The following is a 23,964-nucleotide window of genomic DNA, read 5'->3' on the forward strand; positions in this document are numbered from 1 at the left end:
GCGCCTAGTCTCTCTCACCCGGCCGGCGGACCCAACCCGGGCGGTCCGCGTGGCGGGTGCGGATCCGCGGGTGGTCCGCAGCGGCGGGGCATAAGGCCTTTCGACTGAGCCGCGGCGGGCTTACGGACTCGGGCGACCCGGCGGGGCTGTCGGCACCGGTCGAACCGCGCGCCTGGGCTCCGGTCTCGGGCGACCCGGCGGGGCTGTCGGCACCGGTCGAACTGCGCGCCTGGGCTCCGGTCTCGGGCGACCCGGGGGGGGCTGCCGGCACCGGTCGAACTGCGCGCCTGGGCTCCGGTCTCGGGCGACCCGGCGGGTGCTGTGGGCACCGGTCGAACTGCGCGCCTGGGCTCCGGTCTCGGGCGACCCGGCGGGTGCTGTGGGCACCGGTCGAACCGCGGCGAGGCTAACGGCCCCGGGCGATCGATGCGGTGCGTGCCGCATGCCGGCCGGTGCGGACCGGTAGTTCGGGGTGCCCCCGCTCACCTGCGGAAGCTTTCCGCCGACCGGTGCCCGTAGGGTAGGGAGCATGAGTACGGGCAAGCGGGTCCTGCTGGCCAAGCCGCGCGGCTACTGCGCGGGCGTCGACCGTGCGGTCATCACCGTGGAGAAAGCCCTGGAGAAGTACGGGCCGCCGGTGTACGTCCGCAAGGAGATCGTGCACAACCGGCACGTCGTGGAGACCCTCCGCGAGCGCGGCGTCATCTTCGTCGAGGAAACCTCCGAGGTGCCGGAAGGCGCCCTGGTGGTGTTCTCCGCGCACGGCGTCTCCCCGGCCGTGCGGGCCGAGGCCCAAGCCCGCAACCTGCGCACCATCGACGCGACCTGCCCGCTCGTCACCAAGGTCCACAAGGAGGTCAACCGCTTCGACCGCGAGGACTACGACATCCTGCTGATCGGCCACGAGGGCCACGAGGAGGTCGAGGGGACCGCGGGCGAGGCGCCGCACCGGGTGCAGCTGGTCGACACCGCCGAGGACGTCGACAAGGTGCAGGTACGCGACCCGGAGAAGGTGGTGTGGCTGTCCCAGACCACCCTCTCGGTGGACGAGACGATGGAACGGGTGGAGCAGCTCCGCGAGCGCTTCCCGAAGCTGGCCGACCCGCCGTCGGACGACATCTGCTACGCCACCTCGAACCGGCAGACCGCGGTCAAGGCGATGGCGCCGGAGTGTGACCTGGTGCTGGTCGTCGGCTCGCGCAACTCGTCGAACTCCAACCGGCTGGTCGAGGTCGCGCTGCAGGCAGGCGCCAAGGCCGCGCACCTGATCGACTTCGCCAGCGAGGTGGACGAGCAGTGGCTGGACGGAGTCGAGACGATCGGCGTCACCAGCGGCGCCTCGGTGCCGGACGTGCTGGTGCTCGAGCTGTTGGACTGGTTGTCCCAGCGCGGGTGGTCCGACGTCGAAGAGGTCACCACGGCCAGCGAGAAGATCTCGTTCGCGCTGCCCAGAGAGCTGCGCGAGGCCAAGGAACGCTCGCAGGTCCGCTGACTCAGCGCGCGGTGCGGCGCAGCCAGTACAGCCCGATCAGCGGCAGCACGACCGGGATGAACAAGTACCCGCGCCCGAAGACCGACCACACCGTGGCGTCCGGGAACCATTCGGGCCGCAGCAGGCTCAGCGCGCCGACGATCAGCACACCGAGGAACTCGATGGTGCACGCGGCGTAGGCGATGCGGCGCGACACCGCACTCCCTTTTGCCAGGCACACCGTGGCCAGCACGTAGACCAGTGCCGCGAACGCGGACAGCACATAGGCCAGCGGCGCTTGCTCGAACCGGGTGGCGATCTGTACCGCCGACCGTGCGGTCGCGGCCAACGCGAAGATCGCGTACACGGCGACCAGCATGCGGCCCGGGCCGGAACGGGTCGCGGTGGCGAGGTCGTCAGGCATGCGCCGCGTCCCAGATCTGGTTCAACCGGACGATCAGCACCGGGATCACCAGCAGTGCGACGATCAGCACCGCGTCACCCCACCTGCTCGTTTCGTTCCTCGCCCACAGCACGGCCAACGGGAGCACGGCGACCGTCCCGACGAGATAGCCGACGAACGTGGCGACGTCCACGTCGCGCTCGGTTCCTGCGACCAGCACGATGCCCCACACCAGCAGAACGAGAAGGCCGAGCTCGATCAATCCGAACAGGCTGAACAGGAAGCCACCCGGCCGCCGCGCACGCACCAGCGGGCCGACCAGCAACGCAGCGGTCACCAGGGTGGCCACGATCAACGCCTCGGGCAGGACGGCGGGCATCCGGGTTCTCCCTCAGCGGGACTCGTCGGAATCCCACCGCCTGCTGCGCGGCGGTGGTGGCTGCCTACGGGGACGAGGTGGTTCCGGTGTCTCCCCGCGTGCCGGGGGCTTGCGGGTCGACCCGCCACGCGAAGGTGGTGGGACCCGGCGACGCGGCGGAACCCCGGGCGGCCCGCCTTCGGTCTCCCACGGCCGGGTCGGCGGGGGAGTGCGGCGGCCACGCGCGGGCGGACGACCTGCTGGGGTCGCCCGATCCGGACGCGGATGCGGACCGCTGTCCTGCTGCCGCCTGCCTGCCTGCGGCTTACGCCGAGCATGCGGACCGGAATCGCGTAGCCCGGCGTCCGGTCGCGGACGGTTGAGTGCCGTCGAGTCCCGGCGGCGAGGTTCGGCGCCTCGACCCGCAGCACCACGGTCGCGGCCGGCAGGCTTGCTCACCGGGGGCGCCGCGGCGCTGGTCGGCTCGTCGGCCCGGCGTCCGGCGCGCCGCTCTTCGGCGGACGGGCGCGGACGAGGCCGTGGCTCGTCGTCATCGTCGGCGCCCGAGCCACGCCGCTTGCGGTCGGCGTCGGCCCGGTCCGGATCGCGCTCGCGGACCACGCGGACGATGCCGATGACCAGCGTGACACCGGTGGTCAGCGCCATGACCGGGAAGTTGTTGATGACCGGGACGCCGTAGTCGAAGAAGATCTCCTTCATGCCCAGCTTCTCGGGCATGCCGTTCTTCGCGATCTCGGCGCCGAGCAGCACCAGGGCCAGTACCAGCGGGGGCTGCACGGTCGGGCCGAACAGGTTGCGGCGCCGCACCCAGCACACCGCGACCACACAGCCGACGAAGTACGCCGCCTGCGTGATCAGCGTCGGCGGCTTGTCGCTGAACTGCGCATCGGCGGCCGCGCCGACCGCGGTGACCGCGATCGCCAGCAGGATGGCGCTCCACCACGGCAGACCTTGGGACTGACCCAGGATCGGACGTTCATCCCACGGCGGCGCTCCGCGGTCGCTCGACGCGCGTTCGTCCTCGCGTTCGATCCTGGTAGGCACCCGCCAACGGTAGCGTGAACACGTTACGCATTCGTGAAGGCCTAGGCGGACAGCGGCTCCCCGTCGTCCCTGCGGATCTCGGCCAGCGCGGTCGCCGAGCCGGACGCGTCGCTCAGTGGCTGCACGGCACGGCGGAAGGCTTCCAAAGCATCGAGCTCACGGCGCCGCGCGGACAAGAATCGCTGCAGATGTGTGCTGGAGAGGTTCACCGCCTCCACCGCGTTGCCCGCTGCTCGATGCGCACCGGAGGCGGCCGAGCGGACGCGCTCGACATCGTCGGCGAGCGCACGCTCCGTGCTGGCGAACAGCGCGGCGGAGGCCAGCACCGCGAACCCGGTCGGCCCGCACATGAACACCCGGCGGTTGAGCAGCCAGCGCAGCAGCTCCGGCTCGGTGTCCAGCGCCGCCACCACGGCCGCGTCGGACGGGACGAACATGATCGTGCCGTAGATGGCATCGGCGTACCGGTCGTAGCCGCGGCTGGACAGCTCGGCGGCGCGCGACCGCAGATTGCGCACGTGCACCCGCAGCGCATCGGCCCGCTCCGCCTCGTCGGTGGTCTCGACCGCCTCGGCCCAGCACGCCATGCTGGCCTTCGCATCCACCGGCACGCTGCGCCCGCCACCGACGTGCAACACCATGTCCGGCTTGACCGAGCCGCCGCCTGCCACGTCGGCCTGCAACGTGTAGTGCAGGCCTTCCCGCAGGCCGAGCGCCTTCGCCGTCTCGACCAGCACGCGTTCGCCGAGCTCGCCGCGACCGTGGATGGAGGCGAAGGCGACCTCGTAGCGGCGCAGCTGGGACTGCTGTTCGTCCAGCCGCCTGCGTTCCTGCGCCAATGCCTGCGCGGCCGCGTCCGCCCTGCGCTGGCTGTCGGTGTACAGCCGCCACAGCATCGCCACGCCGACGGCAAGCACCGCCGCGGCCGCCACCGCTGCCGTTGTGAGCACTGTCGATGCCATAGCCGCAACCTTGGCAGAGATCACCGACAGATTCGGGGAGGACGCGAGGCGCGGACGGGTGGCCGTCGGCGCGGGCCTGCCGGTGTCGCGGCGAGTCTGCACGATCGTGTCGGCATTCGAACATAGAGTCGGGCAGCGTGAGGTTGCTGCACACGTCGGACTGGCATCTCGGGCGCACGTTCCACGGCGCCGATCTGCTCGCCGACCAGGAGGCCGTCCTGCGGCATCTTGCCGAAGTCGTGCAGTCCGAGCGGGTCGACGTGGTGCTCGTCGCGGGCGACATCTACGACCGCGCGGTGCCGTCCGCCGAGACGGTCCAGGTGGCCACTCGCGGCCTGGCCAGGATCAGGGAGGCGGGCGCGCAGATCGTGGTCACGTCGGGCAACCACGACTCGGCGCTGCGGCTCGGCGCCTTCGCGGACTTCCTCGCCGCGGGTGGTTTGCACCTGCGCACCAGCATCGACGCCATCGACGACCCGGTGGTGTTCACCGACGAGCACGGCCCGGTGTGCGTCTACGGCATCCCGTATCTGGAGCCGGAACCGTCCCGGCAGGCGATGGGGATCGACGCCAAAGGCCACACCGGCGTGCTGACCGAGGCGATGCGGCGTATCAACGCCGACCGACAGCGGCGTGGCGGCCGCTCGGTGGTCATGGCGCACGCGTTCGTCACGGGTGGCACCGGCTCGGACTCCGAGCGGTCGATCGCGGTCGGCGGTGTCGAGCAGGTCGGTGGGGCGGTGTTCGACGGCCCGGACTACGTGGCGCTCGGCCACCTGCACGGCCCGCAGACGCTCAGCGAGCGCCTGCGCTACTCCGGCAGCCTCTTGCCCTACTCGTTCTCCGAGGCGGCGCACCGTAAGGCCGCCTGGCTGATCGATCTGGGCGCCGACGGCCTTGAACGGGTGGAGCGGGTCGACCTGCCGGTGCCGCGCGCGCTGGCCATGATCAGCGGCGAGCTGGAGCAAGTGCTGACCGATCCCGCCCACGAGGACGTTCGCGAGTGCTACCTGGCGGTCACGCTGACCGACCGGGTTCGCCCCACCGACGCGATGCGCAAGCTGCGCGAACGCTTCCCGTACGCGGTGCATCTGGACTGGCAGCCGCAGGGTGGTGGCTCCGGCGGACAGCTGCGCTACGCCGAAGCAGTGCGCGGCCGCAAGGATGTGGAGATCGTGGAGCGCTTCCTGGCCGACTGTCGCGGTGCCGGACCCGAGGCTTCGGAGCGGGACCTGCTGGAACAAGCGCTGCGCGCCGGCCTCCCGGAGCGGGAAGGGCGCCGTGAGGAAGGCGCGCCGTTGTCGGCAGGTGTCGGCCGGTGAGGCTGCACCACCTGGAGCTCAGCGCGTTCGGCCCGTTCCCGCGAACGGAGTCGGTGGACTTCGACGCGCTCGGCGCGGACGGGCTGTTCCTGCTGCACGGCCATACCGGCGCAGGTAAGACGACGCTGCTGGACGCGATCTCGTTCGCGTTGTTCGGCGTGGTGCCTGGCGCGCGCGGCGAGGCCAAGCGGCTGCGCAGCGACCAGGCCGAACCGACCACGCCGACGCGCGTCTGCCTGGAGTTCACGGTGGGCTCGCACCGGCTGCGCATCGAGCGTTTCCCGGAGTACGAGCGGCCCAAGAAGCGCGGCGACGGGGTCACGAAGCAGCCTGCCAAGGCCTCGTTGACCTGGGTGAACGATCCGCCGAGCGGCTACAGCAACGAGCCGGTGACACGCATCGACGAGGTCGCGAGGACCGTGCAGCGGCTGCTCGGCATGACCGCGGACCAGTTCTTCCAGGTCGTGCTGCTCCCACAGGGCGAGTTCGCGACGTTCCTGCGCGCGGAGACTGCGGAACGCGAACGGCTGCTGGACAAGCTGTTCGGCACGCACCGGTTCGAAGCGGTCCAGGACTGGTTCACCGAACGCAGGCGGCAGCGGCGCAGCGAACTGGACCTGGCGCGGGCCGACTTCCGGGAGTGGGTGGCCCGGTTCACGCAGGCGGCGGGCCAGGAGCCACCGGAGACCGACGTGCTGACGTGGGCGAAGGAGACCACGCAGCGCGCGATCGAAGCCTACGAGCTGGCGACCAAGCACGCGGCCGCGGCGGCCGAGGCGAGCAAGCAGGCCGAGGAAACACTTGCCGAGCGGCGCACGCTGGTGGAGCGGGCCCGCCGTGTGGCCGCGGCGATGACGAAGCTGGAGCAACTGCGCGCGCGGGCGGACGAACTGCAGGGCCTTCGCACCGAGCTGGCCGAAGCGCGGCGCGCGGAGTCCGTGCTGGCCGCGCAGCGCGAGTTGCAACGCGCCGAGCAGGAATTGGCCGGCGCCCGGGAGACCGAAGCGGCCGCGGCACACGCCGTGGACGGCGTCGAGGCGGAAAGCCCTGCCGGGCAGCTGCGCTCGCGCGCGGGTTCGCTGCGGGAGCAGGCCGGGGAGTTGGCCGGCGCGATCGAGGAGGCGAACCGCCAGCGCGAGCAACAGCGCCGGCTCGAGGACGTCGACGCCGAAGCCGAGGCAGCCCAGCGCCGGGTCGCGCAGATCGGCGCCGAGCTGGACGGACTGCCTGAGCGGCTGGAAGACCTACGCGAGCAGCTGGCGGTCGCGAAGGCCGCCGCAGCGAAGGTGGAGCACGCACGCACCGCGCGAGACGAGTTGCTCGAGGCGCTTGCCGACGCGCAGCGGCTTCCGGTGCTGCAGGAGGCCCTCGAGCAGGCGCAGGAGCGGCTGCGCGCCGCCGTCGACGCGCACCAGGACGCGCGCGAAGAGCAGCAACGGTTGCGAGAACGCCGTTTGGCCGGGATGGCCGCCGAGCTGGCCGGGAAGTTGGTCGCCGGCGAGATGTGCCCGGTCTGCGGCTCGTGTGAGCACCCGGCTCCCGCGCATCCCACCGACGACGCGGTGCGGGAGGCCGACGAGCAGGCAGCCGCGGCCGCCGAAGCCGAGGCCCAGCAGGCTCGGACGCGGGCTGAGCAAGCCATGCACGATGCGCGTGCCGCCGTCACCGAGTTGCAGGTCAAGCTACGCGGCCGCACCGCAGACGAGTTGCAGCGCGAGCTCGACCGAACCCGGCGCGAGCTCGCCGAGTTGGAGGAGGCCGTCGCGCGAGCTGCGGAGCTGGAAGCCGCCGTGGCCACGACACAAGACCGCATCGAGGAGCTCACGGCGGCGCGGGCAGCGGCCGAGCGCGCCGTCGCGGCAGCGGAGGCCGAACGCGAGGGCCTCGTCGCGGCGATCGAGGAACGGACGCGGCGGCTGGAAGAGGCCCGCGGCGAATACGACTCCGTCGAGCAACGACGGTCGGTCTTGCTCGCCCAGGCGGCCGCCTGTGATGCGCTGGCCGATGCGCGGGCGGCCGTCGCGGCGTGCCAGGCACGGGTCACCGAGCAGCAAACCGCCGTGGCGGATGCCGCGAAGGCGGCCGGATTCTCGTCGGTCGAGGCGGCGCTGGCCGCCGCCCGCGAGCCGGAGATCGTCCGGCGACTGGAGTCCGAGGTGTCGGAAGCCGAGGTCGAAGAACGCGCCGCCCGTGCGGTGCTGGCCGAGCCCGAGCTGTTCGGTATCGAGCCGGACATGGAGGTCGACGTCGCCGGCGCGCTGGAGGAGGCCGAGCGGGCCCGCGCCGCCGCGGATGCGGCACTGGTGGCACAGCGCGCCGCGGAGACCCGCGCGGAACAGCTCGAGCAACTCGGCAAGCGGCTCACCGAGCGCAGCGCGGAGCTGGAGCCGCTGGAAGCGGAGTTCGCCGAGCTGAACGCCCTGACCGACGTGCTCAACGGCCGCGGGCAGAACGCCAAGCGCATGTCACTGCGGTCCTACGTACTCGCGGCCCGGCTGGAGGAAGTCGCGGTCGCCGCCACGGCTCGGCTGCGGGTGATGAGCCAAGGTCGCTACGCATTCGTGCACAGCGACGCTGCGGGGGCTCGCGGCACCAGGGGCGGCCTCGGCCTGGACGTGCTGGACGACTATTCCGGCATGGTCCGCTCGGCGAAGACACTCTCCGGCGGGGAGACGTTCCTGGCGTCGCTGGCGCTGGCGCTGGGGTTGGCGGACGTCGTCTCGGCGGAAGCGGGCGGCGTGCAGCTGGACACGCTGTTCATCGACGAAGGTTTCGGCACGCTGGACGCCGAGACGCTCGACGTCGTGATGGACACGCTCGACAGTCTGCGTGCCGGCGGCCGTGCCGTGGGCCTCGTGTCGCATGTCGAGGAGATGCGTCAGCGGATCCCGACCAGGCTGCACGTGCGCAAGTCGCGCACCGGGTCGACACTGCAGCTCCAGGTCTGAGCTCAGGCCGCCGCGGCCTCATGGGCCAGCAGCCAGCGCTTGACGTCGAGGCCCCAGCGGAAGCCACCCATCGCGCCCGAGATACGGACCACCCGATGGCACGGCACGAACAGTGCGGCCGCGTTCCTGGCGCACGCCGAGGCCGCAGCGCGGACGGCGGCGGGACGTCCGGCCAAGGCGGCGTACTCGCTGTAGGTCACCGGCTGCCCCGGCGGCACCGTGCGCAGGACCTCCCAGGCATGCGTCAGGAACTCGCCCGAGCGCTGGCGCACCGGGATCTCCTCGATGGCGGCGACGTCTCCGCTGTGGAAGGCGCGCACGGCGCGCGTGATCGCGCCGAGGTCACGTCGTTCCCGCAGCTCAGCGGGCCGAAGCGGCGGCGAGATCAACGGCGTGAGGTCGTCGGTGGTGGCGGTCCAGCCGGAGGCCAGCACGGCGCCGTCGGCGGCCGCTATCGCGGTGAACGGTCCGATCGGTGTGTCCACAGTGGACCATGAGGCGGTGGTGGGCATGGTCATCCTTTCCGGGTAGTCGTGCCTGGCGCGGCGCGCCACAGGTGCATGCCGGCGTACGAGCGCCACGGCCGCACCGTGTCGAGTCGTCGGGTCAAGTCCGCGGGCGCGGTTGGCAGGCCGAGTGTGGCCGCACCCTGCCGTAACGCCACATCGCCGGTGAGCAGAACGTCCGGGGCGGCGAGTACACGCATCAGGACGTAGTCCGCGGTCCACGACCCGATTCCGGGCAGCGCCAGCAGGTCGGCGCGAAGTTCGTCGGGTGCTCGGCCGACGTGCACGTCCAGCTCGCCCGACGCCATGGCGGCAGCGGTGTTCACGATGGCCTCGATGCGCCGCCGTGGCCCGTTGAGCACGTCTGCGCCGTGCTCGGCGATCGCTTCCGGGGTGGGGAAGAGCGTGGTCAGTTCCTCGTCGGGGTGCGGCAGCCGTTCACCGAGCGCCTCGGCGAGCCTGCCGGCCGTGGTGCGTGCCGCCGCCACGCTGATCTGTTGCCCGAGCAGTGCCCGGATGACCAGCTCAGGTCCGTCGACAGCGCCGGGCACCCGGATCCCCGGCGTTCGAGCGACGCTGTCGGCCAGCGCGGCATCCGTGGCGAGCACGCTGTCGACCGCGGCCGGGTCGGCGTCGAGGTCCAGCAAGCGACGAACGCGGGTGACCGCGCTGCCGAGGTCGCGCATGTCGGACAACCTCAGCAAGCAGTGGACATGCCGCGCCGCGCTCTTCGGCGGCCACAGCCAGGTAGTGGCCGTGCCGTGCGGAAGTCGCAGCGTGCGGGCGTATCCATCCTCGTGGGCGATCTCCACGCCGGGGATCGCGCGGACCCGCAAGAACCGGAAGATGCCTTCGGCGTCGAACGGTTCGCGGAAGGGGAGCCGCAACGTCACGTCGACACTGCCGTTCGCCGACGAGGTACGGGCGGTCTGCTTGCGACGCGCGCGTAGCTGCGACGGCGAGCACCCGAACACCTCGCGCACCGTGGCGTTGAACTGCCGGATGCTGGAGAACCCGGCGGCGAAGGCCGCGTCGCCGAACGGCAAGTCGGTCAGCTCGATCAGCAAGCGGGCGGAGTGCGCTCGGTGCGCGCGGGCCAGCGCCAACGGGCCCGCGCCGAGTTCCGCGGTGAGTGCGCGATTCAGCTGACGCTCCGAATATCCGAGCCGGCGCGCCAACCCCGGTACGCCCTCGCGCTCCACCACACCGTCGGCGATCAACCGCATGGCGCGGCCCGCCAGGTCGGCCCGCACGTTCCACTCCGGCGACCCCGGTACGGCGTCCGGCAAGCACCGGCGACAGGCGCGGTAGCCCGCAGCCTGAGCGGCCGCCGCGGTGGGGTAGAAGCGAACGTTCTGCGGTTTCGGCGTCACCGCCGGGCACGACGGCCGGCAGTAGATGCGGGTGGTCGCCACCGCGGTGATGAACTGTCCGTCGAACCGCGCATCGCGTGCCGCTACGGCCCGGTAGCAGACGTCGAAGTCGCGCCAGATAGCCGACCGTTCGACGCTCGCCGTTGCTGTCATGATGCCGATACTGCCACCGCGGCTCCCGGGGCACTGGCGGAAATCGGACATGGTGACCGTGACGCGGACGGCCCGGGCGCGGAGATCACCGGCATGCTCCGTAGACTCGGATGGCGTGAGTCTGACCCTCGGCATCGTTGGGCTGCCCAATGTCGGCAAGTCCACCCTCTTCAACGCGCTGACCCGCAACGACGTGCTGGCCGCGAACTATCCGTTCGCCACCATCGAGCCGAACGTCGGTGTGGTGCCGCTGCCCGACGAGCGGTTGGACAAGTTGGCGGAGATGTTCGGCTCCGCCCGCACGGTGCCCGCCACCGTGTCGTTCGTGGACATCGCGGGCATCGTCAAGGGCGCGTCCGAGGGCGCCGGGCTGGGCAACAAGTTCCTGGCCAACATCCGCGAGGCCAACGCGATCTGCCAGGTCATCCGGGCGTTCGACGACCCGGACGTGGCGCACGTCGAAGGCCAGGTGGGTCCGGCGGACGACATCGAGACGATCAACACCGAGCTGATCCTCGCCGACCTGCAGACGCTGGAGAAGGCGCTGCCGCGCATGGAGAAGGAAGCGCGCACGCGCAAGGACGCCCGGCCCGCGCTGGAGAACGTGCAGAAGGCCAAGGAGATCCTGGACAGCGGACGCACGTTGTTCGCCGCCCAGTCGGAGGTCGACCTGGACGGCCTGCGGCAGCTTTCGCTGCTGACCGCCAAGCCGTTCTTGTACGTGTTCAACGCCGACGAATCGGTGCTGACCGACGAGGCCAAGCGCAAGGAACTGTCCGAGCTGGTCGCCCCGGCCGACGCGGTGTTTCTGGACGCCAAGGTGGAGGCCGAGCTGCTCGAGCTGGACGACCCGGAGGACGTGCGTGAGCTGCTCGCGTCGGTCGGCCAGGACGAGCCGGGCCTGAACGCGCTGGCCAGGGCCGGTTTCCACACGCTGGGGCTGCAGACGTTCCTGACCGCGGGTCCGAAGGAGGCGCGCGCCTGGACGATCCCGCAGGGCGCCACCGCTCCGCAGGCCGCCGGGGTGATTCACACCGACTTCGAGCGCGGGTTCATCAAGGCCGAGGTCGTCTCGTACGACGACCTGGTCGAGGCGGGGTCGATGGCCGCCGCCCGGGCTGCGGGCAAGGTCCGCATGGAAGGCAAGGACTACGTCATGGCCGACGGCGACGTCGTGGAGTTTAGATTTTCAAATTAACCTCTGAGGTCATCCGCAGGAGAAGGCTTTAGTCCTCGCACGTGAAGTCGCAACGCGTTTGCAGCGAAACTTGCGGCCTCCGGGGTTCCGAAGGCGACATGGAAGTCGGGGTTCGTTTCGTACTGGTCTGCGAGACCACGGATCATGTCGACGGACTTCGCCGTGTCGCCTGCATGGGTAGGAGTTCCCGGAATCTCCTTGAACCACTCCACGTGAACGGCCGCGTGCTCCTGCGCTATCGCGGAGTCCAGTTCATGCCCTTCCTGCTGGATCACACGCCACCGGGTGAGTAGGGCGTCGGCTCTGACTTTCCATGCCTTTTGCTGCTGGACCGATTTCCCGTGCCACCACTGATTCGATGCGTCGAATGCGTCGCGGCCCCAGCGCTCGACGACCTCAACCTCATATCGGTCGTTGAATCCCTCGAGCATGACATCCATGCGAGGTTCGCGGCCCTGGCGACGCATGGACAAGGTGTGCTCCACCGCGTTGATGCGTCGATTCAGAGAGTCGCGTTCCCTAGCGAGATGCTCCAAGTGCCCGGTGAGCGCTTGGACTTCCACCTCAGGAGTTGTGGGCACATCAAGTACGTCCGCGATGTCGGCCAGCGGCATGCCCGTTTCTCGCAACAGCAGGATTCGCTGCAGGCGGGAGACTGCGTCGGGCCCGTAGTACCGGTAACCGTTGGACCCGACGCGGTCTGGCTCGAGCAGCCCAATCTGGTGGTAGTGACGCAGCGTTCGCCCGCTGATGCCCGCACGTTCTGCGAGCTCGTGCACGGTCCACTCCACGGACTGCCTCCAGCTGGTTGACGTCGTTCTCATTCTTCCGGATTGAGGCGCAAGCCCAGTTGAGGCGCGGCGACACGCAGAACCTCGTCCACAGGCACGGCAACGCTCTGTGCCGCGGTGGCTCCTGTGGCATCGAGGTAGGCGCGAACTAGCCGTATGCCGGCTGCGTAGCCAGCACCCGTGGGCAGACCAACTGGCTCTGCGCCGAGGAGGCGCGCGCTCGCGTCACCATGCACCCACGCCGTGAAGTTCTGCATGCCTGTGACGTGCAGCCCGCTTGCGACCTTCGCAAGGACTTCGGCATCGTTGTGGGTGCTTTCACTGACGAAATGCGTGTACCCGCGGTCGCCGAACAGCTCCGCAGCGAACACGTCCGCAAGCCCTTCCGAGATTACCTGCTCGCCGACGGTGACCGTCATCGGGTCCCATACGACTCCGCCCGGCGAGTACCGCACATTGTGGTGCAGTTCATGAACGGCAATCGCTTCGAGTCGCTCCAGAACCTGGGGCGTGGGCCAGACGGTGATGGTGATGTAGCCGCTGATTCCACCGAATGCGGACAGCCCCTGGATCTCGTCGACGAAGTGCTTGTTGTCGGGATCGCCTAGCACGAGGAGCACCTGCAGATCGGGCACCTCGATGCCCGGGGCAGCTGCCCGGAGTGCCGCGGCTCCGGACTCGAGCGCCGTAGTGATGCGGTTCCAGGCGTCTGCCTCGACGAGACGCTCGAGGGCCCCCTGGATCGGTTCGGTTGCGCCCTCCCAGTCGAAGCCGAAGTTCTGTCGGTGCACGGTGGCCATGTCGACCCCTCCCGGGATGAAGTGGTACATCCCAGCCAGGGGAGACCACATCTCACGGACCAGATCGGCGCGGTCATCGGGTGTCGCTGCGAGCACTCGGCGCATGCTCGACGCGCTGTCAATCACTGAAATAGTCATAGCGAGAGACGGTAAACCTTGCCGTTACGACAAGGTCAAACCCGGGGAGTAGCTAACTTCTCCAGAGGTTGGTATCTGCGGCGACGTGGTCGAGTTCCGGTTTAACGTATAGCGTTAATGACGGACTCCGTTATACACTGGTTTCGTGATCAGATCGTTCGGCAACAAGGACACCGAACGGCTGTGGCGTCGTGAGCGCGTGCGCTCGATCGATCCGAGGATCCATCGGGTCGCGCTGCGCAAGCTACGTCAGGTGGGGTCTGCAGAGTCTCTCGAGGACCTCCGCGTCCCGCCTGGCAATCGGCTCGAGGCGCTCAAGGGCGATCGGGTCGGGCAGCACAGCATCAGGATCAACGACCAGTGGCGGATCTGCTTCGTGTGGACCGACGCTGGACCAGAGGAGGTGCAGATCGTTGACTACCACTGACAGGATCGAGCCGATTCACCCGGGTGAGGTCCTCATGGAGGACTTCATCGAGGGCTTCGGCATCACACAGAACAAGCTCGCCGTGTCGATCGGCGTCCCGCCCCGGCGGATCAACGAGATCGTGCACGGCAAGCGGGGGATCACCGCAGACACGGCGCTGCGGCTCGCGAGGTACTTCGGCACGTCGGCCGAGTTCTGGATCAACCTGCAGAGCCACTATGAGCTCGACCGCGCCGAGGACGCAGCAGGTGAGCAGATCGCGGCGATCGAGCCGCTACAGGTCGCGTGACCAGCTGCGTCGTGCAACGCCCCGGAGGCGTCTGCATCGCGGTCACCGACCTCGGCGGCGACGGCCCTGTCGTCGTGCTGCTGCACGGGCTTGCCGGGAGCTCGCGGGAGTTGCTGCGCACGGCGCGAGCGTTGCAGGACCATCGGGTCCTGCTCGTGGACCAGCGAGGGCACGGTGCGAGCACGCGGCTTCCCGATGATTTATCCCGCGACGCCTTCGTCGGCGACGTCGTGGCGGCGATCGAGGAGCTCGCCCCAGGGAGTCGGGCGACGCTCGTCGGGCAGTCGATGGGAGCCCACACTGCTTTTCTCGCAGCAGCAGCGCGCCCAGACCTGGTCGAGGGGCTCGTGATGCTCGAAGGTCATGTGTCGGGGAGTGACGATCCGCGCGAGGCTGCTGGTCTCGGCGCGTACTTCGCGTCCTGGCCGGTTCCGTTCCGGGACGAGGCCGCTGCCCGCGAGTTCCTCGGTGATGACGCGATCGTTGATGCCTGGGTAGCGGATCTCCAGTCGACGGATGATGGGCTCGTCCCGCGTTTCGACGCCGCGGTCATGCAACGCACGATCGAGGCTGTGCATGAACCGCGCTGGGACGAGTGGGAAGCTCTGCAGGTTCCGACGCTCGCGATTTTCGCCAGGCACGGGATGTTCAGCGATGCCGACAAGGACGAGCTGATCCGGCGCAGGCCCGAGACGGTCAGAGTCGATCTCTTTGGCGGCAGCCATGATGCGCACCTCGACGCCTTCGACGAGTGGATCGACGTGCTTCGCGGCTGGTTATCTCGCGATCAGGCCAGCGACTCGCGGACCATTGTCCGCTGAGGTTGTTAGCTGCGGCGACGCGGTCGAGTTCCGCTTCAACGTGTGAGTTGCGCTGACCCCGCTGGGCCCCGTCGATCTTCATGATCGGCGGGGCCCTGTGCTTCTCGCCTGTGCGATGGTTCGGTTCGGGCCGAAGCGTCCCGCTTCTAGCGTGGTTCCATGACCGAACACGAGTACATGACGACCATCGAATGGACGGGCACCACCGCTGGCGGCTACCGATCCTTCTCTCGCGAGCACGCCGCCACGCTCACCGCGACCCAGGACTTGGCTGTGAGCGCGGACGCCGCGTTCCGGGGCGATGCCGAGCTCACGAACCCCGAGCAGTTGCTCGTCCTGGCCGCGAGCTCCTGCCAGATGCTCTCGTTCCTCGGTGCGGCAGCCCGCGCGAGTGTCGACGTGGTGTCGTACGTGGACGCGGCGCGTGGGGCGATGCCGCTGGGGCCGGATCCGGTTGCGATCACGGAGATCGAGCTTCGTCCGGTGATCCGCGTTCGCGGAGCGCGCGTTGAGGACGTCGTCCCTCTCGTCCATCAGGCGCACGAGCACTGCTACATCGCGAACTCTCTCCGAAGCGAGGTCCGCGTGGATCCGACGATCGAGGTGATCCCGTGAACGACGTTGCCGTTCGCGGCGTGACGACTGCCGGGGAGCTGGCCGAGGTGGCTCGGGTGCTGGGGCAGGCGGGGATCGGTCTCGAGGGTGGGGGAATGTGGGAAGGCGTCGCGCGCTACCTCGTCGAGGACGGGGATCGAGCACAGGCGGTGCTGGCCGACGCTGGATACGTGAACGTGGAGGTGCGCCCGGTCGTGGTCGCGGAGCTGGACGCGGATGTGCCCGGGGCATTGGGGCACCTGATGGCCGAGTTCGCAGGGCGCGGTGACGCACTTGTCGCGCAGTACTCCGACCATCGGAACCGGAAAGTGCTCGTCATGGGTGGGTGTTCCGCAGGCACGACGGGTCCGCGGTGAACGCCGAGTTGGCGGATGCTTGGGGCGAGCACCGCTCCGACGCGTGAATGACTGACTGGTCGCTCACGTCTCTGAGCGAGCCTCACGCCGCGTCGGCGTCGGCGTCGGCGAGAACTGCGGAGAGCGCGTCATGACCGGCCGCCGTGAGATGCACGGCGCGCGATGTCGTGGACCGGTCGATCCAGTGTCTGTCCTGGAAGGCGACCAGCATCTGTTCGGCCGCCACGCCGGCGAGATGGTCGCGTCGCTCGGTCCAGTCGAGGCAGGGGCGCAGCAAAGGCCGTCGCGTGGATGACGGCAGTTCTATGCCGAGCGAAGTCAGCCACTCGCGGCCGCTTCCGGTCAGGTTCCACTGTGCATCCACGTACCCGAGCCGTCGCATGCCGCCGCTCAAGGCGACGCCCAGACGGCCGGCGAGATGGCGGTAGCAGGTGCGGGCCTCTCGAAGCGCGCGGTCCACGTTCTGCGCGCGGAGTGACGGCTTGGCGGGGCGGACGCGCCCGGACAGTGCGGCGAGGGATTCGATCGCTTCTGCGATGGCGGGATCCTCGATGCGAACGTAGCGGTGTCTGCCCTGATGCGTTTCGCCGAGCAGGCCCATCTGCACGAGGCGGTGCAGGTGCTCCGTCGTCGACGGGCGGGAGACGCCAGCCGCCTTCGCGAGCTCGGTCGCGGTCCACGCCCGCCCGTCCAGCAGTTCCAGCATCATCGTGGCGCGCGCCTCGTTCGCGAGAACCGACGCGATCTCGGCGAGGCGTGGGCTGCTGGCACCGTTCATGGAAACCGACGATACGCGCCCGATGGTTCGAGGATTCCCGAACCATCGAGCGGCAGGGTGAGGGAATGCGTGGGCAGGGGAGCCGTTGATGGTGTTCCATCAGGGCGCACTGAACCTCCAGGCAGAGGTTGTTCGGTGACGGAACTCGGTGGAGTTCCGCTTCAACGTCTGAGCCGAAATTGGCGGGCTCGTATCACCGCAGGTCAGAGAAGTCAAACGCGCAGCTCAGGGCTATGATACCCGCTATGGCATACCCGGTGTGTCATAGCGGGTTCCCGCCCTTTCTCGGTACCGTGCTGACTTGGTGCTGACTCAGGACCGGCCCCCTTCCTCAGGGAAGGGGGCCGTTGCTGTACATCGGTTCCCCCGATATCGCGCGGTTCCGGCGTCCTTGCAGAGCCCCGGTCGTGTCGGCCTGGCTCCGTGATCAAACCGGTCGGTACCCTCGATGCATGGCCGTTCACAGCCGCACGTGTCGGAGAGTGGGCCGTGTGGGACGCCACTGGCCGGATCAACGTGCTCAACCGCGCCAGCGACGCCGTGCTGGACACACTGGCTGCGAATGGGCTGCGAGAGGTCGCACTCGGCATTGAGTCGGGCAGCGAGCGGATGCTCAAGCTCATCGATAAGCGGATCGATCCGTCCATGACGCACTCGGTTGTCCGCCGGCTCACCGAGCGCGGCATTGGGGTGAAGGGCTACTTCATCCTCGGATTCCCCACCGAGACCGAGGCCGAGATCGATCAGACCGTCCGTCTGGTGCACGAGCTGTGGGAAATCGCGGACGGACAGCCGGGCAGCTTCCGCGCCTCGGCGTTCGAGTACAGGCCATATCCCGGAACCCCGGACTGGGAGCGCCTGATGAAGACCGGCAAGTATACCCCCGAGCAGCTACTCAACTACTCGGCCGTCGATCTCACCAGCAGCGGCGAGGAAGCCGCCATGCGTGAGCGCGACGAGTTCAACTTCTCGGTCAACCTCCAGCTCTCCGAAGCACCGATCGACTACGTACGTCGCAACCTCGTCGCCCTGTCCCGCGAGCAGTACGAACGGAAGGTCTCGGCATGACCGATGGCACCCACCCCGGCCTCTTCGTCACCCTCGATGGCATGGCAGGCGCGGGCAAGACCACGACCTCCCGCCTGCTTGGCCCCTACCTTCGAGACCGGGGGTACCAGGTCCACATCACCGCGGAGCCGACTCACGGCGAGCCGGGCGAGCTGGCCCGGCACAAAACCGACCTCTACCAAGGCCACGCGCTCGCGTGTTTGATCGCAGCCGACCGGTACCACCACCTGGCGACGGAGATCCGTCCCCGTGTACAGCAGGGTGAGATCGTACTCTGCGATCGGTACGTGGCCTCGTCGTACGTGCTGCAACAGATGGATGGCGTGCCGTTGCCGTTCATCGAGTGCCTGAACGGTCATTCTGACCGGCCGGACCTGGCGGTCATGCTTCTCACCGACGCGGCTGAGGCCGCCGCCCGCGTCGCAGCACGGGGTGCCCACGATCGGTTCCAGGTCGGGATCAGCACGAGCCGGATCGAAGCCCGGATGTACCGCGAAGCCGCCTCCTACCTCGCCGGGCGTGGGGTGCCGGTTCTGACGATCGACACCACCCGTCGTGATCCTCGTGGTGTCGTGGAGCAGGTGGCCGAGCGAATCGCCGAACGGATCACCGAGAACACCCAAGGTGCCAGCGGTCAGGAGGCCACGGCGTAAGCTGCCGCATGTCCGGGCGCGCTACCCGTCCGGTGCGCGCCCGGCATGGCCGCAGAACACGAACACGAGGATCGACCGCTGTGCCCGATCGCCACATCGTCGATGTCCACGTTCTCCTGATCCGCGACGCCGAACTGCTCCTCACCGAGCGACGGGGCGGCCAGTGGGACCGAATGTGGCACCTGCCATCCGGCAAGCTCGACGCGGGCGAGGACATCTTCACCGCAGCCGCCCGTGAGGCTGAAGAAGAGGTCGGGGTCCTGATCGACCCGGCCGATCTCGAGCATGTGCACAGCATCCACGTCGCGGGCTTTGGTCCCGAACCCAGGATCGGGCACTTCTTCGCCACGACACGGTGGATCGGCGAGCCCACCAACCGGGAACCCGAGAAGTGTCACGGACTGGGCTGGTTCGACTACCACAGCCTGCCCGCAAACATCATCGAATACCCAGCCGCCGGGATCGACGCCTACCGTCGTGGAGTTCGAGGAATGTCGCTCATGGGCTGGCATGAATCCCGGCCAGCACCTGTCGGCGCACAAGTCCCGTGAAACACAAAGTTCCTCCGAAGTTCCGAATACTGGCTGCCGCATGATCAGCCGGTAGATCGAGCGCCAGAAGAGGTAGCCGAACCAACATGCCCACACGAACACCATCACCGGCACGGTGAGGGCCGCACCCGCGAGCCAGAACGGCGCGATGATCAGCCACGCCGCGAACTTCGTGAAGGCTCCGGCCGTCTTGCTCGGTCCCCCGACAGAACGGGGTTCCGCTTCAACGTCTGATAGCTTCGTGGGGCGTGGTGGCTGCCGAGCTGGAAGTGCGCACCGCTGACGGGCGCAGGCTGGCCGGACGGTCGTTCGGGCCGGAGCGTGGCCGGCCGGTCCTGTTCATCGCGGGCGCAGGCACCGGCAAGAGCATGCGATTCGGTGACCTCGACCGCGCGAACGTCCGGCTCGTCACCATGGATCGGCCGGGCATGGGGTCGTCGGACGTAGCTTTCGAGCGGGACCTGACCTCCACGGCCGAGGACTATCGCGTTTTCGTGCGGGAAGTGGTCGGTGATGTCCAGCCACCCGTGGTGGCCAACTCGCAAGGCGGTGTCTTCGGGCTCGCTGCGGCCGCCGCAGGCTGGGTTTCCCGGCTCGTCTTGGCGTCCCCGGCGGACGAGGTCGCCCACCCCGGCGTGCAGGCGCACCTGCCCGACGACGTCGTCCGGCTGGCGAAGCTGGCGGCGGACGACCCGGACGAAGCCGCCCGGATCCTGGGCTCGTTCACACCCGACGCGATGGAAGACATGGTGGTGTCCGGCTCGGGAGCTGCCGACCGCCGGTTCTACACCGACGAGAGCTTCGTGCCGCTGTATCGCCGCGCGCTGGCGGAAGGCTTCGCCAACGACGGCGCGGGCTACGTCCGCGACACGCTCATCGCCATGCAGCCCTGGTCGCTGCGGCTGGACGAGATCCGCTGCCCGGTGACGATCCTGTTCGGCGCGGACGACCGGAACCACTCGCCCGACCACGGTCGGACGCTCGCCGGGCGGATACCGACGGCGCGCCGTCGGGTGATCCCTGATGCCGGGGGAGCGCTGCTGTGGACCCACTCCGATGTGGTGTTGCAGGCGGCGCTCGGGCACTGAGACCTCGGCTGTGGCCGGGCCGGTGAAGCTCAGGTTGCCGGCGGCCGCCGGGTGACCCATGCTGCTGGGCACACCGATCGCCGAGGAGTACGGACATGGCCGAGCAAACCATCCCCGAGCCGGTGGCCTCGTTCATCGACGCGGTCAATGCGCATGACGAAGCGGCCTTCTTGAACGCATTCACCGACAACGGGTCGGTCGACGACTGGGGCCGGGTCTTCACCGGACGCGAGCAGATCAAGGCGTGGAGCGACAAGGAGTTCATCGGCGCGCGCGGCACGCTCGACGTCGAGGAGGTCGAGGCGTCGCACGATTCCGTCACGATCGTCGGTGACTGGCGCTCCAACTGGGCCAACGGACGGTCGAAGTTCGTCTTCGACGTCGACGGGGACCGGCTGGCGCGGATGACCATCCGCGAGGGGTGACGAGATGCCGGTCGACGACCCACGAGGGGTGACGAGATGCCGGTCGACGACCCACGAGCGGTGACAGCCGCCGGTCGCCGACCTACCGCCGTCCGCGCCGGATTCACCCGGCCATCGACCCGCGCCTTCACCCGGCCACCGACCCGCGGCTTCACCCGGCCATCGACCCGCGCCGCAGGGCACGAGACCATGAACCGGTGACCGCCGATTTCCAGCTGACCGGCGCCGAGTTGCGCGCCGTGGCCCGCTTCGTCGCGGAATCCGCGCAAGAGGTCCTGCCGGTGTTCGAAAGCGCCTGCCCCGACGACGGCCGGCCGCGCGCCGCGGTCGATGCGAGCTGGGAGTTCATCAACGGGGCCGAGCGGTCCAAGCGGTTGCGCCTCACCTCGATGGAGGCGCACCGGGCAGCCAGTGCCGCCCCGGACGAAGCCTCCCGCCTGGCAGCCCAAGCTGCCGGTGACGCGGCATCCGCGGCCTACCTCCATCCGATCTCCAAGGAACACCAGGTCGGCCACATCCTGCGGGCAACGGCGAACGCGGCACGCATTGCGGAGATCCAGGGCGGCAGGCCCGAGCAGGTGCTCGAAGAGGCACGCGAACGTGCCACGCCGACCATGGTCGACGTCTTGCGCCGCTATCCGCCCCCGGCCCCTGGCCACCGTCGCGTCACCGAGCTCATGGCCGAACTGGACGCCCTGCTGCCTGGTGGGTCGCGGTGAAAATTCACCTGCTTCCGTGCGCGACGCTTGATAGCCTCGGCGTGTCGCCAAGATCATGAGAGGAAACGTCAGTGCAGGTCACCGGTCATCTTCCGGTATCGGACGCGGGCATCCGAGTGCGGCAACTGCGGCACGCCGACGCCGAGGCGTTCGCCCGCGGTACCGAGGATCCCGCGGTGCAACAGTTCGCCCATCTCCCGCTGGCCAACTACACCCCGGAGATCGTGCGGGAGCAGATCGACGGCGTCATCGCGCAGGGACTGGCTGACGGTTCACTGGCCGTGCTGGCCATCGCGGACGAGGAGTCCGACCGATTCCTCGGCAGCGTCGTGTTGTTCGATCCCCACGAGGACCGCGCGGAAGTGGGCTTCTGGCTGACGCCCGAGGCGCGCGGCCGCGGGGCAGCGGCTGCGGCGGTACGGGCAATCGGTTCGCTCGCCGCCAAGGCCGGACTGTCGTGGCTCGAGGCTCGCACGTCGCCGGAGAACGTCGCGTCCCGGCGAGTGCTCGAGGCATGCGGCTTCGAACAGCGGGGCGGCGTCACGGAGCAAGAGACACCGTCGGGCGAGGTGGCCCAGGTCATCGAGTTCGAGGCACCGGTGTCCAGGTTCGTGCGCGGTCAGGGCTGACATGTCCCTCGCTCGCCTGGCCTCCGCCTTGGCCCTCATCCTGGTTGTCACCGGCTGCGCTGCTGCCGAGGCACCAACCCCCGCCCCGAAGAGCGCCGCCACCGCCGTCGCCGTCGACAAGAAGGCTGACGAGCTCGCGAGCCGATTCCGGCGGCTGGAGAACAAGTTCGCTGCCCGGCTGGGCGTCTACGCGATCGACACCGGAAGCGGAACCGAGGTGAAGTACCGCGCCGACGAGCGCTTCGCCTACGCATCAACCTTCAAGGCGCTGGCGGCCGGTGCCGTCCTGGCGCGGAGGTCACCGGCCGACCTCGAACGCAAGGTGCGATTCACCTCCGACGACCTCGTCACGTACTCACCGGTGACCGAGCGGCACGTGGGCCAGGGGATGACCGTGCGCGAACTGATCGACGCCGCGGTGAGCTACAGCGACAACACCGCAGGCAACCTCTTGCTCGCCGAGCTGGGCGGGCCTGAGGGGTTGGCACGTGCCCTGCGCGCCATCGGTGACCGCACGACGCACGTCGATCGGTGGGAGCCGGACCTCAACGATCACACCCCAGGAGATGTCCGTGACACCAGCACGCCCAGGGCGCTGGCGACCAGCTTGCGCACCTACGTGCTCGGTACCGCGTTGCCGGAGGGACGCCGGAAGATCCTGGTCGACGCGCTGATCGGCAACACCACCGGCGACGCGGTGATCCGTGCGGGCGTGCCCCACCGGTGGACGGTCGGCGACAAGACCGGTACCGCCTCGCACGGCACCCGCAACGACATCGCCGTCCTGTGGCCACCGGACGAACGCGCGCCCATCGTGCTGGCCGTCCTCAGCGACAAACGGGACGCCGACGCGGATCCCGACGACGCACTCCTCGCGGAGGCCACCAAGGTCGTCCTCGCCGGCCTGGAGTGAGCGCAAAAGCCCCACTGTGGTGGGATTGCGCTCCTAAACTCTGTTCATGACCACGATGACGCAGCTGCGCAAGGCCGCGCTCGCGCTGCCCGAGGTGGAGGAAGGAAACCACTTCGGACTCCAGGCGTTTCTGGTGAAGGGCCGCGGCTTCGTCTCGGTGACCTCGGACGGGCACGTGCAGCTGCGGCTGTCTCCCGAGCAGGTGGCCAAGGCGCAGGAAAGCGTGGGTGGTATGCCGATCGAGCGGGCCGGCAGGACCATCGGCCTGAAAATCCCGCTCGCCGACGTCAACGGTCAGCAGTTGAACGAGCTGATCCGCCAAGCGTGGCAGCACCAGGCGCCGAAACGATTGGCGGCCACGTTCGACGCCGGTGTCGAAGCAGGCGGTGACCTCCCGTCGGGCATCGGTGCGCCGGCGACGCGCGCCCTGCACGGTGCGGGTATTCGAACGTTGGCGCAGGTGGCCGAGCATGCGAAAGCAGAATTGCTTGCTCTGCACGGGGTTGGGCCCAAGGCGATTCGGGTACTCGAGGAGTCACTCAGAGCGAGCGGAAAGGCGTTTCGCGGATAGACTGGGACATGCCGCGGGCGAGCTCGTTCCCGGCGATGACGACGACGTAAGGCCCGTATGCGACTGTTCAGGAAGACGCGCGAGAAGTTCGACCGGATCATCCGGGAGGAGATCGACCAGCCGCGCGAGATGCAGGCGCTGGAAGTGGTCGCGGAGGCCGAAGAGGCGCTGCGCACCACCGAAGCGTCCGAGGACGATCCGCGGCAACGCCGCGAACAGCGCTAGGTCAGTACTCCGCCAGCACGTCGTCGATCCGATCGGCCAGCTGCATGTCCTTGGCCGTGATACCGCCCGCCGAGTGCGTGCTCAGCGAGAAGTGCAGTGTGCGCCACCTGATGTCGATGTCCGGGTGATGGTCCAGCTCCTCGGCGATCGCGCCGATCTTGCCGACCGCGTCGATGGCGTCGGGGAACGACGGCAACTCCACGGATCGGCGTAGCGCGCCGCCTTCGGCCCGCCAGTGCTCCCGGCGCGCCAGGTCCTCGCTGATCTGGTCGTCGGAGAGCAACTCCGGCGAGCGGTTACTGGGTTCGTCCGCCATGTGATCCATCCTGCCAGGCGATCGGTAGGCTT

The 23,964-nt window shown here is 69.1% G+C and carries 29 protein-coding genes; 19 read left to right on the forward strand and 10 right to left on the reverse strand.

Annotation, left to right across the window (positions count from 1 at the left end; all coding sequences use genetic code 11):
- Nucleotides 1–529 precede the first annotated feature (529 nt).
- On the forward strand, nucleotides 530–1,492 hold the full coding sequence (locus YWM_RS0106250) for a 4-hydroxy-3-methylbut-2-enyl diphosphate reductase (protein ID WP_028849998.1): 963 nt from the start codon (nucleotides 530–532) through the stop codon (nucleotides 1,490–1,492).
- 1 nt (nucleotide 1,493) lies between these two features.
- On the opposite strand, the gene YWM_RS0106255 is transcribed toward YWM_RS0106250, so the two are convergent.
- Genes YWM_RS0106255 through YWM_RS0106270 form a run of 4 tightly spaced genes read right to left on the reverse strand, consistent with a single transcriptional unit; the run spans nucleotide 1,494 to nucleotide 4,259 of the window.
- Nucleotides 1,494–1,895, reverse strand: coding sequence for a hypothetical protein (locus YWM_RS0106255; RefSeq protein ID WP_028849999.1), 402 nt, complete (start codon nucleotides 1,893–1,895; stop codon nucleotides 1,494–1,496).
- The gene (locus YWM_RS0106260; protein WP_028850000.1) at nucleotides 1,888–2,253 is read right to left on the reverse strand and encodes a hypothetical protein; all 366 of its coding nucleotides are present in this window, start codon (nucleotides 2,251–2,253) and stop codon (nucleotides 1,888–1,890) included. The genes YWM_RS0106255 and YWM_RS0106260 overlap by 8 nt, the downstream gene beginning before the upstream one ends.
- Nucleotides 2,254–2,265: 12 nt before the next feature.
- On the reverse strand, nucleotides 2,266–3,297 hold the full coding sequence (locus tag YWM_RS25110; RefSeq protein WP_052344610.1) for a DUF6542 domain-containing protein: 1,032 nt from the start codon (nucleotides 3,295–3,297) through the stop codon (nucleotides 2,266–2,268).
- Between the two features lie 41 nt (nucleotides 3,298–3,338).
- Nucleotides 3,339–4,259 carry a DNA recombination protein RmuC gene (locus YWM_RS0106270; RefSeq protein WP_028850001.1) on the reverse strand — a complete coding sequence of 307 codons (921 nt, stop codon included), beginning with the start codon at nucleotides 4,257–4,259 and terminating at the stop codon, nucleotides 3,339–3,341.
- A 137-nt stretch (nucleotides 4,260–4,396) separates the two neighbouring features.
- On the opposite strand from YWM_RS0106270, the gene YWM_RS22435 reads away from it, so the two are divergent.
- Together YWM_RS22435 and YWM_RS0106280 are read left to right on the forward strand one after the other, a co-directional pair.
- Complete coding sequence (locus YWM_RS22435) at nucleotides 4,397–5,581, forward strand: exonuclease SbcCD subunit D (RefSeq protein WP_052344611.1); 1,185 nt, start codon at nucleotides 4,397–4,399, stop codon at nucleotides 5,579–5,581.
- Nucleotides 5,578–8,529, forward strand: a complete 2,952-nt coding sequence (locus YWM_RS0106280) for an AAA family ATPase (protein WP_028850002.1) — start codon at nucleotides 5,578–5,580, stop codon at nucleotides 8,527–8,529. Before YWM_RS22435 ends, YWM_RS0106280 begins: the two co-directional genes overlap by 4 nt.
- 2 nt (nucleotides 8,530–8,531) lie before the next feature.
- Here YWM_RS0106280 and YWM_RS0106285 read toward each other — a convergent pair whose 3' ends face one another.
- Complete coding sequence (locus YWM_RS0106285; protein WP_043659875.1) at nucleotides 8,532–9,041, reverse strand: methylated-DNA--[protein]-cysteine S-methyltransferase; 510 nt, start codon at nucleotides 9,039–9,041, stop codon at nucleotides 8,532–8,534.
- Nucleotides 9,042–9,043: 2 nt separating this feature from the next.
- Nucleotides 9,044–10,561, reverse strand: coding sequence for a DNA-3-methyladenine glycosylase 2 (locus YWM_RS0106290; protein WP_028850004.1), 1,518 nt, complete (start codon nucleotides 10,559–10,561; stop codon nucleotides 9,044–9,046).
- 115 nt (nucleotides 10,562–10,676) lie between these two features.
- On the opposite strand from YWM_RS0106290, the gene ychF reads away from it, so the two are divergent.
- A complete protein-coding gene (ychF, locus tag YWM_RS0106295) occupies nucleotides 10,677–11,759 on the forward strand; it encodes a redox-regulated ATPase YchF (protein ID WP_028850005.1) in 1,083 nt (360 codons plus the stop codon).
- Here ychF and YWM_RS0106300 read toward each other — a convergent pair.
- On the reverse strand, nucleotides 11,756–12,538 hold the full coding sequence (locus tag YWM_RS0106300) for a MerR family transcriptional regulator (RefSeq protein WP_229730346.1): 783 nt from the start codon (nucleotides 12,536–12,538) through the stop codon (nucleotides 11,756–11,758). The genes ychF and YWM_RS0106300 overlap by 4 nt on opposite strands.
- Before the next feature lie 41 nt (nucleotides 12,539–12,579).
- Nucleotides 12,580–13,488, reverse strand: a complete 909-nt coding sequence (locus YWM_RS0106305) for a DUF2268 domain-containing putative Zn-dependent protease (protein WP_028850007.1) — start codon at nucleotides 13,486–13,488, stop codon at nucleotides 12,580–12,582.
- Between the two features lie 145 nt (nucleotides 13,489–13,633).
- Here YWM_RS0106305 and YWM_RS0106310 point away from each other — a divergent pair, with 145 nt between their 5' ends.
- The 5 genes from YWM_RS0106310 to YWM_RS22440 all read left to right on the forward strand — a co-directional run bounded on the left by YWM_RS0106310 (nucleotide 13,634) and on the right by YWM_RS22440 (nucleotide 15,996).
- Nucleotides 13,634–13,915 (forward strand): type II toxin-antitoxin system RelE/ParE family toxin, encoded by a 282-nt coding sequence (locus YWM_RS0106310; RefSeq protein WP_028850008.1) that lies wholly within the window; start codon nucleotides 13,634–13,636, stop codon nucleotides 13,913–13,915.
- Entirely contained in the window at nucleotides 13,902–14,204 is a 303-nt protein-coding gene (locus YWM_RS0106315; protein WP_028850009.1) for a HigA family addiction module antitoxin, read from the forward strand. Before YWM_RS0106310 ends, YWM_RS0106315 begins: the two co-directional genes overlap by 14 nt.
- Nucleotides 14,205–14,215: 11 nt before the next feature.
- A complete protein-coding gene (locus YWM_RS0106320) occupies nucleotides 14,216–15,025 on the forward strand; it encodes an alpha/beta fold hydrolase (RefSeq protein WP_169720963.1) in 810 nt (269 codons plus the stop codon).
- A gap of 159 nt (nucleotides 15,026–15,184) precedes the next feature.
- Entirely contained in the window at nucleotides 15,185–15,640 is a 456-nt protein-coding gene (locus tag YWM_RS0106325; protein WP_028850011.1) for an OsmC family protein, read from the forward strand.
- The gene (locus tag YWM_RS22440; protein ID WP_052344613.1) at nucleotides 15,637–15,996 is read left to right on the forward strand and encodes an ACT domain-containing protein; all 360 of its coding nucleotides are present in this window, start codon (nucleotides 15,637–15,639) and stop codon (nucleotides 15,994–15,996) included. The genes YWM_RS0106325 and YWM_RS22440 overlap by 4 nt, the downstream gene beginning before the upstream one ends.
- 82 nt (nucleotides 15,997–16,078) lie before the next feature.
- On the opposite strand, the gene YWM_RS0106335 is transcribed toward YWM_RS22440, so the two are convergent.
- The gene (locus YWM_RS0106335) at nucleotides 16,079–16,774 is read right to left on the reverse strand and encodes an ArsR/SmtB family transcription factor (protein WP_028850012.1); all 696 of its coding nucleotides are present in this window, start codon (nucleotides 16,772–16,774) and stop codon (nucleotides 16,079–16,081) included.
- Between the two features lie 423 nt (nucleotides 16,775–17,197).
- Here YWM_RS0106335 and YWM_RS25585 point away from each other — a divergent pair, with 423 nt between their 5' ends.
- The 10 genes from YWM_RS25585 to YWM_RS26085 all read left to right on the forward strand — a co-directional run bounded on the left by YWM_RS25585 (nucleotide 17,198) and on the right by YWM_RS26085 (nucleotide 23,616).
- Entirely contained in the window at nucleotides 17,198–17,842 is a 645-nt protein-coding gene (locus YWM_RS25585; protein WP_084612209.1) for a radical SAM protein, read from the forward strand.
- Nucleotides 17,839–18,495, forward strand: a complete 657-nt coding sequence (gene tmk / locus YWM_RS0106345) for a dTMP kinase (protein WP_028850014.1) — start codon at nucleotides 17,839–17,841, stop codon at nucleotides 18,493–18,495. The genes YWM_RS25585 and tmk overlap by 4 nt, the downstream gene beginning before the upstream one ends.
- Nucleotides 18,496–18,575: 80 nt before the next feature.
- Nucleotides 18,576–19,046 carry an NUDIX domain-containing protein gene (locus YWM_RS0106350; protein ID WP_028850015.1) on the forward strand — a complete coding sequence of 157 codons (471 nt, stop codon included), beginning with the start codon at nucleotides 18,576–18,578 and terminating at the stop codon, nucleotides 19,044–19,046.
- Nucleotides 19,047–19,294: 248 nt separating this feature from the next.
- Complete coding sequence (locus tag YWM_RS0106355) at nucleotides 19,295–20,134, forward strand: alpha/beta fold hydrolase (protein WP_084612210.1); 840 nt, start codon at nucleotides 19,295–19,297, stop codon at nucleotides 20,132–20,134.
- A 95-nt stretch (nucleotides 20,135–20,229) separates the two neighbouring features.
- Nucleotides 20,230–20,559, forward strand: coding sequence for a nuclear transport factor 2 family protein (locus YWM_RS0106360; RefSeq protein ID WP_028850017.1), 330 nt, complete (start codon nucleotides 20,230–20,232; stop codon nucleotides 20,557–20,559).
- A 197-nt stretch (nucleotides 20,560–20,756) separates the two neighbouring features.
- Nucleotides 20,757–21,278, forward strand: coding sequence for a putative immunity protein (locus YWM_RS0106365; protein ID WP_028850018.1), 522 nt, complete (start codon nucleotides 20,757–20,759; stop codon nucleotides 21,276–21,278).
- Between the two features lie 71 nt (nucleotides 21,279–21,349).
- Nucleotides 21,350–21,907 (forward strand): GNAT family N-acetyltransferase, encoded by a 558-nt coding sequence (locus YWM_RS22445; protein WP_052344614.1) that lies wholly within the window; start codon nucleotides 21,350–21,352, stop codon nucleotides 21,905–21,907.
- 1 nt (nucleotide 21,908) lies between these two features.
- Nucleotides 21,909–22,820, forward strand: coding sequence for a class A beta-lactamase (gene bla, locus YWM_RS0106375; protein WP_028850019.1), 912 nt, complete (start codon nucleotides 21,909–21,911; stop codon nucleotides 22,818–22,820).
- Between the two features lie 46 nt (nucleotides 22,821–22,866).
- Nucleotides 22,867–23,391, forward strand: a complete 525-nt coding sequence (locus YWM_RS0106380) for an MmcQ/YjbR family DNA-binding protein (protein ID WP_028850020.1) — start codon at nucleotides 22,867–22,869, stop codon at nucleotides 23,389–23,391.
- A 57-nt stretch (nucleotides 23,392–23,448) separates the two neighbouring features.
- Nucleotides 23,449–23,616 (forward strand): hypothetical protein, encoded by a 168-nt coding sequence (locus YWM_RS26085; RefSeq protein ID WP_156914672.1) that lies wholly within the window; start codon nucleotides 23,449–23,451, stop codon nucleotides 23,614–23,616.
- Between the two features lies 1 nt (nucleotide 23,617).
- Here the strand turns inward: YWM_RS26085 and YWM_RS0106390 are convergent, their stop codons facing one another.
- A complete protein-coding gene (locus tag YWM_RS0106390) occupies nucleotides 23,618–23,932 on the reverse strand; it encodes a 4a-hydroxytetrahydrobiopterin dehydratase (protein ID WP_043660007.1) in 315 nt (104 codons plus the stop codon).
- Between the last annotated feature and the right edge of the window lie 32 nt (nucleotides 23,933–23,964).

It is taken from the genome of Thermocrispum municipale DSM 44069, from assembly GCF_000427825.1.
In the GTDB taxonomy this organism is placed as follows: Bacteria; Actinomycetota; Actinomycetes; order Mycobacteriales; family Pseudonocardiaceae; genus Thermocrispum; species Thermocrispum municipale.

What these genes read in the sequence shown, in the direction of transcription:
- YWM_RS0106250 (WP_028849998.1), top strand. Translation starts at nt 530, where the DNA reads ATGAGTACGGGCAAGCGGGTCCTGCTGGCCAAGCCGCGCGGCTACTGC.
- YWM_RS0106255 (WP_028849999.1), bottom strand. Translation starts at nt 1,895, where the DNA reads ATGCCTGACGACCTCGCCACCGCGACCCGTTCCGGCCCGGGCCGCATG.
- YWM_RS0106260 (WP_028850000.1), bottom strand. Translation starts at nt 2,253, where the DNA reads ATGCCCGCCGTCCTGCCCGAGGCGTTGATCGTGGCCACCCTGGTGACC.
- YWM_RS0106270 (WP_028850001.1), bottom strand. Translation starts at nt 4,259, where the DNA reads ATGGCATCGACAGTGCTCACAACGGCAGCGGTGGCGGCCGCGGCGGTG.
- YWM_RS0106285 (WP_043659875.1), bottom strand. Translation starts at nt 9,041, where the DNA reads ATGCCCACCACCGCCTCATGGTCCACTGTGGACACACCGATCGGACCG.
- YWM_RS0106290 (WP_028850004.1), bottom strand. Translation starts at nt 10,561, where the DNA reads ATGACAGCAACGGCGAGCGTCGAACGGTCGGCTATCTGGCGCGACTTC.
- YWM_RS0106305 (WP_028850007.1), bottom strand. Translation starts at nt 13,488, where the DNA reads ATGACTATTTCAGTGATTGACAGCGCGTCGAGCATGCGCCGAGTGCTC.
- YWM_RS0106325 (WP_028850011.1), top strand. Translation starts at nt 15,185, where the DNA reads ATGACCGAACACGAGTACATGACGACCATCGAATGGACGGGCACCACC.
- YWM_RS0106335 (WP_028850012.1), bottom strand. Translation starts at nt 16,774, where the DNA reads ATGAACGGTGCCAGCAGCCCACGCCTCGCCGAGATCGCGTCGGTTCTC.
- tmk (WP_028850014.1), top strand. Translation starts at nt 17,839, where the DNA reads ATGACCGATGGCACCCACCCCGGCCTCTTCGTCACCCTCGATGGCATG.
- YWM_RS0106360 (WP_028850017.1), top strand. Translation starts at nt 20,230, where the DNA reads ATGGCCGAGCAAACCATCCCCGAGCCGGTGGCCTCGTTCATCGACGCG.
- bla (WP_028850019.1), top strand. Translation starts at nt 21,909, where the DNA reads ATGTCCCTCGCTCGCCTGGCCTCCGCCTTGGCCCTCATCCTGGTTGTC.
- YWM_RS0106380 (WP_028850020.1), top strand. Translation starts at nt 22,867, where the DNA reads ATGACCACGATGACGCAGCTGCGCAAGGCCGCGCTCGCGCTGCCCGAG.
- YWM_RS26085 (WP_156914672.1), top strand. Translation starts at nt 23,449, where the DNA reads ATGCGACTGTTCAGGAAGACGCGCGAGAAGTTCGACCGGATCATCCGG.
- YWM_RS0106390 (WP_043660007.1), bottom strand. Translation starts at nt 23,932, where the DNA reads ATGGCGGACGAACCCAGTAACCGCTCGCCGGAGTTGCTCTCCGACGAC.